Below are 14618 nucleotides of genomic sequence, written 5' to 3' on the forward strand. Positions count from 1 at the left end.
CTGGACCCGATCCTCGGCTCCACCCGCACCCTGGCCCCGCTGATCGACCCCAACGCCCACTCCTGCGGCACCGTCCCCGCCCACGGCGTCGACGAACTCACCCACCCCGAACCCGGCTACTACGCCGTCGGCGTCAAGTCCTACGGCCGCGCCCCCACCTTCCTCATGGCCACCGGCTACGAGCAGGTCCGCTCCGTGGTCGCTGCGCTGGCCAGCGACTGGGAGGCAGCCCGCGACGTCCAACTGGACCTGCCCGAAACCGGGGTGTGCTCCTCCAACCTCGCCGAAGCCCAGGAACAGCGCGTCGGCCTGGCGACCGGGATCGGCGCCACCCCGCTCCCGCTGGTCACCGTCTCCGCCTCCAGCGGCGGGAGCTGCTGCGGCTGACCCTCCGCACCCACACCAGGACGCCCACCGGAAAGAGGAAGAGGAACATCATGTCGGACGGGCATGCCACCGCCGCCCAGCGCGAGGCGCTGCGGCTCATCTGCCATCACGACCGGCTCACCACCGCCGAGCTCGCCGGGCAGTTGGTGGCCGCCCGCCCGGCCAGCACCCATCCCGGCTACGCCCCGGCGATCGCCCGCCAGGCCGGGATGCTCGCCTGGCGGCTGCAGGCCCAGCACCACATCACCGAAACCGGCGGCCTCTGGACGAGCACGGCCTCGGGCCGGGACCTGATCGGTTGTAGCGGCGGGCCCGCGTGAGCTCAGCCACCGAACCCGATACCGGGCCGCACATAGAGGCCGCCGCCCCCGGCAGCGAGGGCGGCGGCCGACCGCGATCGGGGCGCGGGCGGCGGATCGTCGCCGCGCTGGCCGTCACCCAGACCATCGGCTACGGCGTGCTCTACTACGCCTTCTCCGTCTTCCTCACTCCGATGGCCCATGATCTGCATGTCTCCCACCCCCAGATCGCCGCCGCGCTCACCCTGTCGATCCTCATCGCCGCCGTCTGCGCCCTCCCCGCCGGACGTTGGCTGGACGCCCACGGCGGCCGCGGCCTGATGACCTCCGGCTCGCTGCTCGGCGCCGGTGCGGTGCTGGCCTGGTCGCAGGTCACCGCACTATGGCAGCTGTATGCGGTCTTCGCCGCGATCGGCGTCGCCTGCGCGATGGTGCTGTATGAGGCGGCCTTCGCCGTCATCATCGCCTGGTACGGCCCCGACCAGAAAGGCCGCGCGGGCGCCATCTTGGCGCTCACGATCGTCGCGGGGTTCGCCTCGGCCATCTTCATCCCGCTGTCCGGCCTGCTCGTCGACGCCTACGGCTGGCGCCAGGCCCTGATCGTGCTGGCCGTGGTCTACGGCCTGGCCGCCGTCCCCCTGCACCTGTTCGTCCTGCGCCGCCATCCCGGCGCCGCGCGCACATCCACCGCGGTGGAAGAGCGGACCGAGATTGTCCAGGCCGCGGTGCGGCGCCGTCCGTTCTGGCTGTTGGTGGTCGCCTTCACCGCCAACGGCGGCGCGGTGGCCACCATCGCCGTCATCCTGGTCACCTATCTCATCCACCTCGGCCACAGCGCGGTCCTGGCCGCCACCCTGGCCGGGCTGCTCGGCGTGCTGTCGGTCACCGGTCGACTGATCACCACCGGCCTGCAGACCCGGATGCCCGCCGCCCTCATCGTCGCCGCCATCTTCGCCCTCCAAGGCGCCGCCGCCCTACTGCTGCCGCTGCTCGGCCGCAGCGTGGCCGGGGCGATCGGCTGTGTGCTGGCCTTCGGGCTCGGTTTCGGCATCGCCTCCATCACCCTGCCCCACTTGCTCGTGGCCCGGTACGGCACCGCCGCCTACGCCACGCTGTCGGGCCGCATCGCCGTCTTCTCCGTCGCCGACAAGGCGCTGGCCCCGCTCGGCGCCGTCGCCTTGGCCCAGGTCGCCGGCTACCCGCCGGTCATGGCCGCCGTCGCCGCAGTCTGCGTGATCGCCGCCGGGGCGCTCGTCGCCTACCACCGCCTATAGTTAGATTGACGTCGAACCAAGGAGTGTCATGGCCGCCCCCGCAAGCATCGCCTGCTGCGCGCCGATCGCCCGCGAGCCGATCTCCGAGACCGACGCCGCCGCGGCGGCAGTCCTGCTCAAAGCGGTCGCCGACCCGGTACGGCTGCGCCTGCTGTCGATGATCGGCTCCCACGCCGGCGGCGAAGCCTGCGTGTGCGACCTGACCCCTGTCTTCGACCTGACCGCCCCCACAATCTCCCACCACCTGAAGATCCTGCGCACCGCCGGTCTCATCGACGGCGAACGCCGCGGCACCTGGGTCCACTACCGCATCGTCCCGGAGACGGTGAACAAGCTCGGCGCCCTGTTCGCACCCCTGAGCGAGATCGCCGCCTCCGCGCCCGCTGCAGGCGGGCCGGTCGAGGTGGAGCTCGTCACCGCCTGACGCGCCTGCCGCTCACCTGCCCTCGGCAGGAGGCTGCGTCAGAGGCAGCGCCGCGGGCGCGCTGGGATCCTCAGGCCGTTCGGCCCGGGTACGGCGGCGGCGCAGCAGCGCGGCCGCGGCGTACAGGCCGACTCCGGCGGTGGCCAACTGCAAGACGCTGGTGAGCAGGTCGAGGATGGGCATGCGGTCCTTCTCCAAGGAGCGGACACCGGCTCTGGTGCCCACGGTTGCTGTGACGTGACCAGCGCAGCGGCCCCCGTCGCCGAGAAGGCCAAGCTCGGCCCCGTCCGCGTGGCCCGCGAGACCATCGGCAAGACGATGCGTGGCCGGCGCCTGGCCGCCAAGCCCATGATCATGGCGTTGTTGCGCCTGGGGTGTCCCGGAGCAGGAGATTCCGGTCTGGGAGGCGGCATGGATGCGCGTCTTCTACGCCGAGGGCGGCCTGCGCGAGCTGCCGCGTCCCAGTGAGCTGACCGCACTGCGCGAGCGCGTCGAGCAGATGCAGGAACGCCTTGAAGAGCAAAAGCGGCAACTGGCCGAACTCCGTGCGGACTTCGCCAGGCGGGCCACTCGATCCCCAGGGCGTCCTGACCGCGATGGCCGTGACATCGCGCCCATCGAACCCACCTCCAGATCAGCCATGCTGGAGCTGGAACTGCGTGCCCAGATGCGGGAATCGGTGGCTCCGGTGGCGCGCGAGACGATCGCCGAGCTCGCCCGCCAGATCGCGCAGCGCGAGCTCGGGATGGAGATCGACTTGCGCGAGCACATGAGCGGCCTGACACGGCACAGCGCCGGTGAGGCGCTGCGTGAGCGAGCCGAGCAGCTCCTGCGACAGCATCCGGAGGTGGAGATGGACCTGCTGCAGGCCCTGCGGGTGGCCGTGGCCCAGATGGGCCGCGAAGCCGTTGCGGAGCTCGCCCGCCGTATCTCCTGACCTCGCCATCCAGCGCCGCCACCCGGGGCTTCCGCGGCGGTTACGCGAGCTCGTGGATCAGTTTCTCCACCCGGGCGCGGATCTCGTCGCGGATCTCCCGCACGGCCTCGATGCCCTGGCCAGCGGGGTCGTCGAGCTGCCAGTCCTCATACCGTTTGCCGGGGAAGATCGGGCAGGCGTCGCCGCAGCCCATGGTGATCACGACATCGGACGCTTCGACCGCGTCCGTGGTGAGGATCTTGGGCTGGACGTTGGTGATGTCGATGCCGACCTCGCGCATCGCCTCCACCGCCACGGGGTTGATCTGGTCGGCGGGCGCGGATCCGGCCGAGCGGACCTCGACGCGGTCTCCGGCCAGTTCGCGCAGCCATCCGGCGGCCATCTGGGAGCGTCCGGCGTTGTGCACGCAGACGAATAGCACACTAGGCACGGCTGAGCTCCTCGCTGAACAGACGTCGGCCCCACAGGCTGACGTACACGAGGGCGACCAGGACGGGCACCTCGATGAGCGGCCCCACCACCCCGGCCAGGGCCTGGCCGGAGGTGACGCCGAACACGCCGACCGCCACCGCGATGGCCAGCTCGAAGTTGTTGCCCGCCGCGGTGAAGGCGAGCGTGGTGGTTCTGCTGTACGGCAGGCCGATCGCCCACCCGATCAGGAACGAGCCACCCCACATCAGCGCGAAGTAGGCCAGCAGCGGCAGGGCGATCCTGGCCACGTCCCAGGGGCGCTGGCTGATCGTGTGACCTTGGAGGGCGAACAGGATGACGATGGTGAACAGGAGCCCGTACAGGGCGATGGGCCCGATCTTGGGCAGGAACCGCTGCTCGTACCAGTCGCGGCCCTTCGTGCGTTCGCCGAGCCTGCGGGACAGGTATCCGGCGGCCAAGGGGATGCCGAGGAAGATGAGCACGTACTGGGCGATGTCCCAGGCCGAGACGTTCAGGGTGCTGCCCGGCAGGCCGAGCCAGCCGGGCAGCAGTTCCAGGTAGAACCAGCCCAGGGCGCCGAAGGCGATCACCTGGAAGACGGAGTTCAACGCGACCAGGACGGCGGCGGCCTCGCGGTCGCCGCAGGCCAGGTCGTTCCAGATGAGGACCATGGCGATGCAGCGGGCCAGCCCGACGATGATCAGGCCGGTGCGGTATTCGGGCAGGTCCGGCAGCAGCGCCCACGCCAGGACGAACATCAGCGCCGGGCCGAGCACCCAGTTGAGCACCAGAGAGGCGATGAGCAGGCGGCGGTCACCGGTGACGGCGCCGAGCCGGTCGTAGCGGACCTTGGCCAGCACCGGATACATCATCAGCAGCAACCCGAGCGCGATCGGCAGCGAGATCTGACCGATCTTCACCGCTTCCAGCGCGGTGTCCAGACCGGGCAGCGCTCGGCCGAGCAGCAGCCCGGCGGCCATCGCGGCGCCGATCCACACCGGCAGGAAACGGTCCAGCGTCGACAGCCCGGCGATCACCCCCTGGCCAGGCGCGGGCGCTGCGGCGGAACCGGCGTTTCGGGTGGCCACGACTACACCGCCGCCGGTGCGCCGAGGATCGCCGACAGTTCGCCCAGCGTCTCGGGGACGAGACGGTAATACACCCAGGACGCGCGCCGCTCCGAAGTGAGCAGGCCCACCTCCTTGAGGACCTTGAGGTGGTGGCTGATGGTCGGCTGGGACAGCTCGAACGCGCCGGTGATGTCGCACACGCACACCTCGCCGCCCTCCCTGCTGGCCACGATCGACAGGATGCGCAGCCGTACCGGATCACCCAGAGCCTTGAACACCCGCGCCACCCCGGCGGCCTGCTCGGCGTCCAGCGGCTCGCGCGCCAGCGGCGGACTGCACTCCAGGATCTGCAACAGCTCCATACCTCTCCCCACATCGATGAGCGTCGAAGTCAGCTCACGTCTATGTTGACATGTGTCTATGCGTGGTCGGTGGCGGGCACGTCGAGGTCGGCCAGCAGGCCGCGGACCCGGCGCTCGATCTCGTCGCGGATCGGGCGAACGTCCTCGGCCGCGAGCCCGGCCGGATCGTCGAGCTCCCAGTCCAGGTAGCGCTTGCCGGGGTAGACGGGGCAGGCGTCGCCGCAGCCCATCGTGACCACGACGTCGGCGGCGCGGACGATCTCCTCGGTCCACGGCTTGGGGAACTCACGGGAGATGTCGATGCCGCGCTCGGCCATCGAAGCGACGGCAGCGGGATTGATCTCGGTGGCGAACTCCGAGCCGCCCGACCAGCCGACCGCGTGCTCGCCGGCGAGGGCGGTGAAGAACCCGAGCGCCATCTGGGAGCGTCCGGCGTTGTGCACGCACAGGAACAGCACGATCGGGCGGCCGTCGCCGTGGCCTTCGACCCGGGCCAGGGCGTGCAGGCGCTGGCGGGTGAACCGCTCGGCCAGCAGCGGCAGGAAGTTAGGCACCGCTGCGCTGGTGGCGAACTGGTCGTAGCTGGTGTGCAGGAACCGCTCGATCGTCTCGGTGCCGAACGTGCCGGCGAACTCCTTACCCAGCCGGCGCGCGGCCGTAGTCAGGGCGAGCTGCTGGTCGATGGTCAGGCCGTGGCGCTTGTAGGTGTCCGGCATCTCGGGGCTCCCGCTGTCACATTGATGAGCCTCGATATTGACATTCATCGATGTACGGGTGGGCGAACAGCGGGTGAACAGTCGGTTCTCGAGGCCGGTGTGGGGTTGATGCCTGGCAGCCCGAGGCTCCGAGGGGAAGCTTCATCCAGAGCTGCCAGGCACCGGCTTCATGGTCTCGCGGGCGAGATCCTCATTCCTGGATCCTCCTGCAGAAGCCTCCCGTTCGGTCCGCGGCGCTGGTTCCGGCCGCGTCGGTGACTGCGATCTGGACGTCGAAGGGGCGGCCCACCACGCAGCCCACCCGCATGGTGGATGAATCTCTGAAGTAGGTCTGTTCTGTTCCGTTCATCTTCCAGGTGATTCTGAACGGTGGCGTCCCGTCGATCTGCGCGGTGCAGACGACCAGAGCGGCGCCGGAGTCGCAGTTGAGGTACCGGATGCCGGCGGTTCTGCCCGGGCATGTGACGGGCGTGTCCCCCACGCCGGGAATGATGTCGTCGGCGAATGTGACCGTCAGCCCGATCACGAACTGCTCGCCGGGTGTGCAGTTCACCAGGATCTGCCGGATGTTGTCGAACCGGGGAAGGGGGTCGTCATCCTTCGTCCATTCGATGGACTCGATCGGCCGGTTGTCGAATTCCACGGGGATGGTGCAGACGATGTCGGGGGTGTTGGTCAACGCCGGTCTGCACACGGGGTCGCCCGCGTTGGCGTGGGCGGCGCCCGCTCCGGTCAGCAGACCTCCGAGCACGGCGGCCAGCAGCACGAAGACGGCGCTCAGTCGTCGTCGCATCTGATCTCCTCATCAGGTAGACGCTGATCGATGAGTGGCCCGCGCGGACTACTCGGGTACTTCGCGCGCGAAAGGGTCACGGATCACCAGTTTCAGCGTCTATCTGGCACGGTTCCGGTCGCGCTGCTGCGCCGTTCGATGAGCAGCACGTCCCGCCACAGGCCGTGGTGGTGGCCGAGGCGTTCGCGGGTGCCGACAACGCGGAATCCGAGCGCCTGGTGCAGCGACAGGCTGGCGGCGTTGTCCGGGAAGATCCCGGATTGGATCGTCCACACCCCGGTGTCCTCGGCCGCGGCGATGAACGCGGTCAGCAGGGCGCGGCCGATGCCGTGAGCCTGGCAGCCTGGGTGGACGTAGACGCTGTGCTCGACGACTCCCGCGTACACCGGCCCTGTGGAGACCGCCGAGGCGGCGGCCCAGCCGATCACCTCGCCGGTCTCGGTGTCGGCGGCCACATAACGCAGGTGGGGCAGCTTGCCCGCGTCGAAGCCCTCCCATGAAGGGGCGACGGTCTCGAAACTGGCCTGACCGGTGTCGAGACCCGCCTGGTAGATGGCCAGCACCTGGGCGGCGTCGTCGGCGCGCATCGGCCGGATCTCCATACCGGGCCCGATGGCCGGCTTGACGGCCTGGACGATGGCCGAGTGCACGCCGTCTCCGTGGCCGGCCGTGAGCGTGATGGCCACCTGGGTGAACCCGGCCGCCGCCAGCAGGGCGCGGTAGGCGTCGATGCCCAGCGCGCCGGCGGCGCAGCCGATCCGCTGCTCGGCGGCGGCCTGCCGTACCGGATCGGCGGTGTTGTCGACGACCACGTCGCTGACACCGAAGCGGCCGCCGGGGCGCAGCACCCGGAACGTCTCGGCCAGCACCGCGGCCTTGTCGTCGGACAGGTTGATCACACAGTTGGAGATGACCACGTCCACGCTCTGGCCGGGCAGCGGGATCCGCTCGATGCCGCCGTGCAGGAACTCCACGTTTTCCACGCCTGCATGCTCGGCGTTGCGGCGGGCCAGCTCGACCATGTCCGCGCTGGCGTCCAGGCCGTACGCCTTGCCGTACAGGCCGACGCGGCGGGCCGACAGCAGCACGTCGATGCCGCCACCCGAGCCCAGGTCCAGCACCGTCTCACCGGCACGTAGCTCGGCGACCGCGACCGGATTGCCGCAGCCCAGACTCGCCAGCAGCGCGCCGTCCGGCAGGCCGGCCAGGTCGTCGTAGCCCGCGGTGCCGAAGCCCCCGTCGGCGAAGGACTCCGGACCGCAGTCGAGGGCGGGCTCGCCGTTCATGGCCTGGCGGGCCAGGCCCGAGTAGCGCTGGACGATCTTCTCGTCGGCCATCATCGGCTCCTTCAGTCACACACGGGGGGTTCGGGGACGGGCTTGCCCATGACCACGTCGGCGGCGGTCGGGAAGCAGCTCACACAGTTCTCGTTGATCCGGTAGAGGCTGGAGGTGCCCCGGCGCTCCACCAGGACGAAGCGGACCTCGGCCAGGATCTTCAGGTGGTGGGAGACGGTCGACTGGCCCACCCCGGACACCTCGACGATCTCGCCGACCGTCATCGGCTCCCGCCGCCTGGCCAGCAACGACACGAGCTGGATCCGGGTGGCATCGGCGAGCGCCTTGAACCAGCTCGCGTACTCTTCGGCCTCGGCCCGGCCCAAAGGCTCCTTCATATTCATCGTTAATCGACGATAGTCGATACTTTAAGGCTTGGCCAGCCCTGAGCCATGTGACTGGTGCCGTCCCATATTCGCCCTGCTCGTATTCCTCTCGAGCAGGTCACCGCTGGCTGGTCCTCCGGGCCGCTCGGAGCGCGGCATAGGTGTTCCAGTCGTTGGCGAGGGTCGATGCCCGTGCGGCGGCGAAGCCGGGGTTGCAGCCGACGAGGTCGGCGAGGACCGGCGCGGGGATCTCGCGCAGGAGTTCGTTGAAGGCCGCGACGCGACTGCTGCGGGTGATGCCCAGGTCGCGGAGCCGGTCTCGGAGCCGGTTGACAGTAATCGGGCGGCCTGGGCGCTGGCCGGGGAACAGCCAGGGCGAGGTGGGGTTGGCCGCGGTTCCCATATTGCGGCGTTGGGCGATCAAGTCGGTGATGAGGCGGTCCAGCGGTTCGGGCAAAGGTAGGTGCTCCTCGGCGATCTGCAGAAATACCTGCTCATCGCGGACGGTGACGTCGTTGACCTTGATGTGCGCGATGCGGGTGGCTGGCTGGGCATAGAGGAGAACCAGCAGGCCCACGACGCGGTTGATGGGTGGCAGCGTGTCGTCGGTGAACAGTCGGCGGAGCAGCGCCAATCGTTCGGCTTGGGGTTGCGCGTCGGGTGATGCCTTGGGCGGGGTGGGGATACGCAGGCTGGGGCAAAGGCGTCGGCGGATAGCGAAGGTCATGAAGATGCGGGCCAGTAGACGGGTGGTCGGGCCGGTGGCGAACCAGTCGTCAATGTCGCGTTGCGTGCATTCGGCCAAGGTGGATCCCCGGGACCTCAGCCAGTTCAGGAAGTCCGTCGCCGTTCTTGTTTGTTGGCGGGCGGCGTCCCATGCCGAGGGGCGCAAGGCGCCGCTGTCCAGCTGTCGCAGGATCCTGTGGCGGTGGTGCCATTTGATGTAAGTGGCCAGGGCCTGGCGGTCGTCGGAGGCTTCGATCCGGCTCAGGAGGTCGGTGGTCCATTCGTCGAACTTCAGCAGCTCGGGATTGCGTTGAGGCAGCAGTCCGGTCGCCATCAGTAGTTCACGCAGGTAGGTGACGCTGCTGGAGCGCGGCAAGGCGGAGAATGCCTCGTGAGTCAGCGCCAAGTCGCCGGTCGCTATGGCCCGCAGCCGATCGCCCACCCCTGGGTAGTGAAGCCACCGTTCGGCGCTTAAGGGGTTCTTCGCCGAGCACAACGCGTCAACCAGTGGCTTCAGGATCGCTGGTGCCGCGCCGGCGCCAGCGTCGAGGAGCGTGTTCACTCGGCGTCGGAGTGCGCATCGCGCGCATTCTCGGACTCCCCGCAGGATCTCGTCGTTGGCATCGCAAGTGGCGCAGACGAAACCAGCGATGCCCGAGCAGGGTGCGCAGAGCAGTTCGCCATCGTGCTCGCCAGGAAGGACACGGCGTTGCCCGCAGGAGGCGCAGGTGCCGATGCGGCGCAAGGCGGCGCTGTAGCAAGGGCCGCAGACGACGCCGTCGGGCCAGCGGGCAGCGTGACGGCGAGGCAGGCCGCAGCGAACGCAGGGACTTGGTTCGGGACTCACTGGGGATCTTCGGTGATGCGGGCTCGGCGCGGTCGGCCGATCCGGTTGAGGTCGGTGAGGTCCGCGCCGATCGCCTTGCGCGGCTTGGCGGTTTCGACGTGCGGAACGATCAGGTCGTTGGGGGTGCAGGACAAGATGTCGCAGAGTGCGACCAGGATCGGCAGGGACAAGCGTTCGGGCGTGCCGGCCACCAGCCGGTAAATTTGGGCCGCAGAAAGATCGATTCCCCGGTCGGCCAGCAACGGGGCCAGCTCGGTGGTTTTCCACAAGCCCTGTTCGGCCATGCGCTCACGCAGCATCCAGCGGTAGCCCATCTTCTTCGTCATCACTGGTCCTTCTCGTTGCGGGCTCGCTCGATGACCTTGTCGAGAGCGGCCCGCAGCACGGTCGTCTTGTAATCAGAGGAGACCGAGGTGTAGACCGACAGCGTGCTTCCATGCTCGTGCCCGACCTGCTGCTGGACGAACAGCGGGTCATATCCGTCCTCGATCAGATGCGTGATGTAGGAGTGGCGCAGGCAGTGCGGCCCGAGTTCCTCGGGCAGCCCCGTCTTCTCACGTAGCTGGGCGAACACCGCGTTCACGCGGGCCTCGTTCACCCGCTCGGTGCGTTCGGATGGCCACAACGACGCGGCAGCCTGTCGTCGGCAGTAGGGCCACAGATCCTCGACCCACTCAGCCAGCACGTCGACCGACCACGGCATCACGGTCAGCACGCTGCGCCGCTTGGGCGGGCTGCCGTGGCTGGCCTTGCCGAATCGGACGTAGCAGACACCGAAGTCGCCGAACTCGGCCGCCTTGGGGTTGCGTCCGAAGTCGTGCACGTCCAGCCGTACCAGCTCCCGGCGGCGCAGCCCGAAGGCGTACGCGGTCTTGAGCATCACCGCGTCCCGGAATGCCGCCAGCACTCCCTTGCGACGCCGGCGGCGGATCTCCTCCACCCGCTCGTCGGCAGCGTCGAACAGATGCTGCAGCTCAGGCCGGGTCAGCGCACGTCGCTGCGGCCGACCTTCGACGTCCAGGACGTGTTTGGCACTGTTCCACTCGTGGCTTATCTGCACCGGATAGGTCCCGAAACGGCGCTCGCACTCGGCGTCCCAGCCGTAGAGCGGATCGCAGACATAGGCGAGGAACGAACGCACCGCCAGCTGATAGGCGCGGACCGTCGACAGGGCCACACCCCGCACTGCTCGCATGTCCGTCGACCATTCCTCAAGATGCTGAGGCGTCCACCTCCACGGAAACTCCCCGCTGTGCGTCTGAAACCGCCGCACCAACATCAGTCGATCACTCACGGTGGAGAAACTCAGACTGCGACTCACCTGCTGCTGGCGCCACCCCTCCAGCATCGCCTCGAACACCTGCGCGTCCGGCCGCAGCAGCGGCACCCCGACCGCCACCACCCGATGAGCTGCTCCAGCGACCTCGAACCTCCGCGTTCCGCCCATCGGCGACCTCGCATCTGCAGAACGATTCCCTCACTAGATGAAATCGACTGCGAGACCCCGCAGGTTACACATCCGCACGGCCAGGCACTCCAACCTCAGAGCCAACCTCTCGATCGGTTGCTTACTGCAGCTCGGCCCTCGTCCGCTCACCGCCAGCGATCATGCATCAGATGCAATACGTAAGGTTCACGTGATAATGGCCTATTATCACGTACATAAGCGATCATGGCCGCATGCGGAGCAGGCGAACCGTCTCCGGCGAGAGTGCGCGACTCGGGCACGTTATCCGGTACATCAGCCGATCCGCCGCAACGAGCGCCGCCGCCCGGTGGCTGGCATGAGTACGGCGTCGAAGATCGCCGCGCTACGCGGCGGGGACGTCACGCTCGCCGCGGCCGCCGACGCGTTCCTGGCATCGACGCGCACGGCCAACCCCAACACCCACCGCGCCTACGCCTCCGCAATCGACCGGGCCATCGCCCTGCTCGGCCCCGAGCGGTCGCTCGCCGAAGTGGCCGACGTCGAGATCGGCGCCGCACTCACCGAACTGTGGGGTGCGAGCGCGCCGGCGACCTGGAACCGCAACCGCGCCGCCATCACCTCCTGGCTGCTCTGGTGCCAGACCAAGAAGCACTGGCCCGCCCCATCGGTGCCGGCCGAGGCCGAACGCCGCAAGGAGCACACCGACGAGACCCGCGCCGTGGCCAAATCCACGATCCACCGGCTGCTGTCGCGCCGCGACATCCCGCTACGAGAGAAGACGCTGTGGCGCATGCTCTACGAAACCGCCGCCCGCGCCGCGGAGATCCTCGCGCTCAACGTCGAGGCCCTCGACCTGGAACACCGGCGCGCTCCCGTCACCTCCAAGGGCGGCGCCACCGAATGGGTGTACTGGGACACCGGCACCGCACACCTGCTACCCCGCCTACTCCGCCTCCCCGACGGCAACTCGCGCACGCACGGCCCGCTGTTCCTGGCAGAACGCCGACCAGTCCCCGCCCGAAGACCTCCGGCCGCCGACATCTGCCCGCACACCGGCCACGCCCGCCTCGGCTACGACCGCGCCCGCGTCCTGCTCAACCAGCACGCCGGACTCGACCTCCACCAACTCCGCCACAGCGCCGCCACCCACCTCGGTGAAGCCGAAGTCCCCCTGCAGCTCATCATGGGCAAAACCCGCCACAAGAACCCCCGCACCGCCATGCGCTACGTCAAACCCGGCGCCGAAGCCATCGCCAAGGTCACCCAGCACCTCGCGCCCCGCCGCCGTACCCACTGAGCCCGCTAACCGGCTCAGGCTGGAGGTACTCACAGCCCGGCCGAATAGCGCTGAAGAATCCCGGCCGATTACCGGCGAAACTTACAGTCGAGGCCGAGGTGAGTGTCCACGAGGACGCGCACCCGGTCGTAGCCGAGGCGGGGTCGTCCGGTGTGGAGGCAGATGTGCGCTGGCCCGGGCGGCGAGCTGGGGCGGGCCTGCGGTTGGCGAGGAACAGCGGTCCTCGCGTGCGGGTTGGTCCGTCGGGGTGGCCGTCGGGTAGGCGGAGCAGGCGGGGTAGGAGGCGAGCGGTGCCGGCGTCCCAGTAGATCCATTCGGTGTCGCCGCCCTTGGAGGTCAGCGGCGCCTTGCGGTTGTCGAGGTCGAGGTCTTCGACGTTGAGGGAGAGGATTTCGGAGGTGCGGGCGGCGGTCTCGTACAGCATCCGGTAGAGCGTCTTGTCCCGCAGCGGGATGTCGCGCCGTGACAGCAGGCGTTCCAGCTTGGTCTTGGCGACGGCCTTGGTGTGGTCGACGTTCTCGCGGCGCCTTTCAGCGTTGGCCCCGACCAGCAGCGGACGCCGCAGCGCGGAGAAGGGCGCTGCCGTTGCGCTGAAATCTTCGAGAGCCTGCGCCACATCAGGTGGCAGACTGATTGACCAGCTTGATCTCGATGGCCAGCACGCCGAGCGCTTCCTTCCCCGGGCCGTGGATGCGGCCGATGTTGGCGAGCTACTGGTCGCGGGGGCCTGCTGGATTTCACCCTGTCAGCTCCTTCGGTATCCACCTTCCGGTATCCGGCAGCTCCTCGAAACTGGCGAGCCGGGCACCGCGCCTGGCGCAGCACCCATCAGCAACGGCCAGCTCCTCGGCCGGTCTTGTCGACGTGCGGCCCGCGTGGGGCGCTGGTGACCTGGTGGTCGGCAACACTGAGCGGGCCACAGGCCCGACAGTGCGGCGGTCATTTTCCGGAACCACCTGGCTGTCGGATCGCTCACAACCGGCGCGTACCAGAAGATCTTCGAAAGAAATCCGGGCGGCGGTGTCGGATCGGGGTGGTGGTGTTCGTGGCATGGGTGAGAGGCCGCCCACGAGGGGCCGCCCAAGGAGAAGGGAACCACGATCATGAAACTGACGACTATCACGCACGTCACTGTCGATGGCGTGATGCAGGGACTCGGCGGGCCGGACGAGGACCGCACGGGCGGATTCGAGCGGGGCGGCTGGGCCTTGCCGCTGTTCGACGACGAGGTCCAGACGTTCCTCGGCCAGGCCTTCCAGCGCGCCGACGCGTTCCTGTTCGGCCGGCGGACCTACGAGATCTTCGAACGCTCGTGGGGAACCGGCTCCTGGGGGGCAGAGCAGGGCAACAACCCGATCTCAGTGGCAGTGAACACGCGGCCCAAGTACGTGGCATCGACCACGCTCACCGACCCGCAATGGGCGGACACGACCGTCCTGTCCGGTGACATCGCCGCCGCCATCGGCGAGCTGAAGACCATGCCGTCCGGTGAGCTGCAGGTGCACGGCAGCGGCAACCTGGTCCGCTGGCTGCTGGACAACCAGCTGGTCGACGAGATCACCCTGCTCACCTATCCCGTGGTCGTCGGCCAGGGCACACGGCTGTTCCCCGCCACCGGCCCGGACACAGCACTGGACCTGGTCGACTCGCGAGCCACCTCGAATGGCGTGACGATCCAGGTCTACCGGCCCGGCGGGCGCCCGCAGTACGCGACCGCCACCACGACCTAAGTGGCGCAGTCAGCGAGAGTCAATCATGGATGGGTGCGGGTTGCAGCGTGGACAGCTGGGGCCTGGTAGCCGGGCCCTTCGACCCATCGCCGCGAGCGCCGGTCCCTGCTCCGTTAGTCGCAATGCCGGTTAGTTATGGTTGGGGCTGGTATTTCAAGACCGTCAGAAGATCAGGACATGAGAACGGAGATCCGGTAGAACGGGTGATCTTCCCAAACCATCCGTCACACAC

18 protein-coding genes and 1 pseudogene are annotated in these 14618 nt (G+C 68.8%); 7 read left to right on the forward strand and 12 right to left on the reverse strand.

Features of this window, described 5'->3' with window-relative positions:
• From HNR40_RS53230 to HNR40_RS53245, 4 genes and pseudogenes are all read left to right on the forward strand, one after another.
• Positions 1-387 (forward strand): annotated as a pseudogene (locus HNR40_RS53230) (flavoprotein); the annotation flags it as partial.
• Positions 388-437: 50 nt separating this feature from the next.
• Positions 438-707, forward strand: coding sequence for a hypothetical protein (locus HNR40_RS53235; RefSeq protein ID WP_184976574.1), 270 nt, complete (start codon positions 438-440; stop codon positions 705-707).
• On the forward strand, positions 704-1960 hold the full coding sequence (locus HNR40_RS53240) for an MFS transporter (protein ID WP_312896882.1): 1257 nt from the start codon (positions 704-706) through the stop codon (positions 1958-1960). Before HNR40_RS53235 ends, HNR40_RS53240 begins: the two co-directional genes overlap by 4 nt.
• Before the next feature lie 28 nt (positions 1961-1988).
• A complete protein-coding gene (locus HNR40_RS53245; RefSeq protein ID WP_184976576.1) occupies positions 1989-2384 on the forward strand; it encodes an ArsR/SmtB family transcription factor in 396 nt (131 codons plus the stop codon).
• Positions 2385-2396: 12 nt separating this feature from the next.
• On the opposite strand, the gene HNR40_RS53250 is transcribed toward HNR40_RS53245, so the two are convergent.
• The gene (locus HNR40_RS53250; RefSeq protein WP_184976578.1) at positions 2397-2567 is read right to left on the reverse strand and encodes a hypothetical protein; all 171 of its coding nucleotides are present in this window, start codon (positions 2565-2567) and stop codon (positions 2397-2399) included.
• A 232-nt stretch (positions 2568-2799) separates the two neighbouring features.
• Between HNR40_RS53250 and HNR40_RS53255 the strand changes: the two genes are divergently transcribed.
• A complete protein-coding gene (locus HNR40_RS53255; protein ID WP_184976580.1) occupies positions 2800-3321 on the forward strand; it encodes a hypothetical protein in 522 nt (173 codons plus the stop codon).
• Positions 3322-3361: 40 nt separating this feature from the next.
• Here HNR40_RS53255 and HNR40_RS53260 read toward each other — a convergent pair whose 3' ends face one another.
• From HNR40_RS53260 to HNR40_RS53310, 10 genes are all read right to left on the reverse strand, one after another.
• The gene (locus HNR40_RS53260) at positions 3362-3751 is read right to left on the reverse strand and encodes an arsenate reductase ArsC (protein WP_312896883.1); all 390 of its coding nucleotides are present in this window, start codon (positions 3749-3751) and stop codon (positions 3362-3364) included.
• The gene (gene arsB, locus HNR40_RS53265) at positions 3744-4841 is read right to left on the reverse strand and encodes an ACR3 family arsenite efflux transporter (protein WP_376773626.1); all 1098 of its coding nucleotides are present in this window, start codon (positions 4839-4841) and stop codon (positions 3744-3746) included. Before arsB ends, HNR40_RS53260 begins: the two co-directional genes overlap by 8 nt.
• A gap of 2 nt (positions 4842-4843) precedes the next feature.
• Positions 4844-5185 (reverse strand): ArsR/SmtB family transcription factor, encoded by a 342-nt coding sequence (locus HNR40_RS53270; protein WP_184976582.1) that lies wholly within the window; start codon positions 5183-5185, stop codon positions 4844-4846.
• A 56-nt stretch (positions 5186-5241) separates the two neighbouring features.
• Entirely contained in the window at positions 5242-5901 is a 660-nt protein-coding gene (locus HNR40_RS55975) for an arsenate reductase ArsC (protein WP_184976584.1), read from the reverse strand.
• Positions 5902-6091: 190 nt separating this feature from the next.
• Positions 6092-6694, reverse strand: coding sequence for a hypothetical protein (locus tag HNR40_RS53280; RefSeq protein WP_184976586.1), 603 nt, complete (start codon positions 6692-6694; stop codon positions 6092-6094).
• Positions 6695-6786: 92 nt separating this feature from the next.
• A complete protein-coding gene (locus tag HNR40_RS54080; protein WP_221341934.1) occupies positions 6787-8034 on the reverse strand; it encodes a GNAT family N-acetyltransferase in 1248 nt (415 codons plus the stop codon).
• An 8-nt stretch (positions 8035-8042) separates the two neighbouring features.
• Positions 8043-8369 (reverse strand): ArsR/SmtB family transcription factor, encoded by a 327-nt coding sequence (locus HNR40_RS53295; RefSeq protein ID WP_246510918.1) that lies wholly within the window; start codon positions 8367-8369, stop codon positions 8043-8045.
• A 106-nt stretch (positions 8370-8475) separates the two neighbouring features.
• Positions 8476-9645: a site-specific integrase gene (locus HNR40_RS53300; RefSeq protein ID WP_184976590.1), complete on the reverse strand. Its 1170-nt coding sequence runs from the start codon at positions 9643-9645 to the stop codon at positions 8476-8478.
• 281 nt (positions 9646-9926) lie between these two features.
• The gene (locus tag HNR40_RS53305) at positions 9927-10256 is read right to left on the reverse strand and encodes a helix-turn-helix domain-containing protein (protein WP_184976592.1); all 330 of its coding nucleotides are present in this window, start codon (positions 10254-10256) and stop codon (positions 9927-9929) included.
• Positions 10256-11125, reverse strand: coding sequence for a tyrosine-type recombinase/integrase (locus HNR40_RS53310; RefSeq protein WP_246510919.1), 870 nt, complete (start codon positions 11123-11125; stop codon positions 10256-10258). The genes HNR40_RS53305 and HNR40_RS53310 overlap by 1 nt, the downstream gene beginning before the upstream one ends.
• 589 nt (positions 11126-11714) lie before the next feature.
• Here HNR40_RS53310 and HNR40_RS53315 point away from each other — a divergent pair.
• A complete protein-coding gene (locus HNR40_RS53315) occupies positions 11715-12656 on the forward strand; it encodes a tyrosine-type recombinase/integrase (protein ID WP_184976596.1) in 942 nt (313 codons plus the stop codon).
• On the opposite strand, the gene HNR40_RS53320 is transcribed toward HNR40_RS53315, so the two are convergent.
• Positions 12619-13272 carry a site-specific integrase gene (locus HNR40_RS53320; RefSeq protein WP_312896884.1) on the reverse strand — a complete coding sequence of 218 codons (654 nt, stop codon included), beginning with the start codon at positions 13270-13272 and terminating at the stop codon, positions 12619-12621. The two genes, HNR40_RS53315 and HNR40_RS53320, sit on opposite strands and share 38 nt — an antisense overlap.
• A gap of 487 nt (positions 13273-13759) precedes the next feature.
• Between HNR40_RS53320 and HNR40_RS53325 the strand changes: the two genes are divergently transcribed.
• A complete protein-coding gene (locus HNR40_RS53325; RefSeq protein WP_184976598.1) occupies positions 13760-14386 on the forward strand; it encodes a dihydrofolate reductase family protein in 627 nt (208 codons plus the stop codon).
• Positions 14387-14618: the final 232 nt, after the last annotated feature.

This window comes from Nonomuraea endophytica (assembly GCF_014203235.1).
In the GTDB taxonomy this organism is placed as follows: domain Bacteria; phylum Actinomycetota; class Actinomycetes; order Streptosporangiales; family Streptosporangiaceae; genus Nonomuraea; species Nonomuraea endophytica.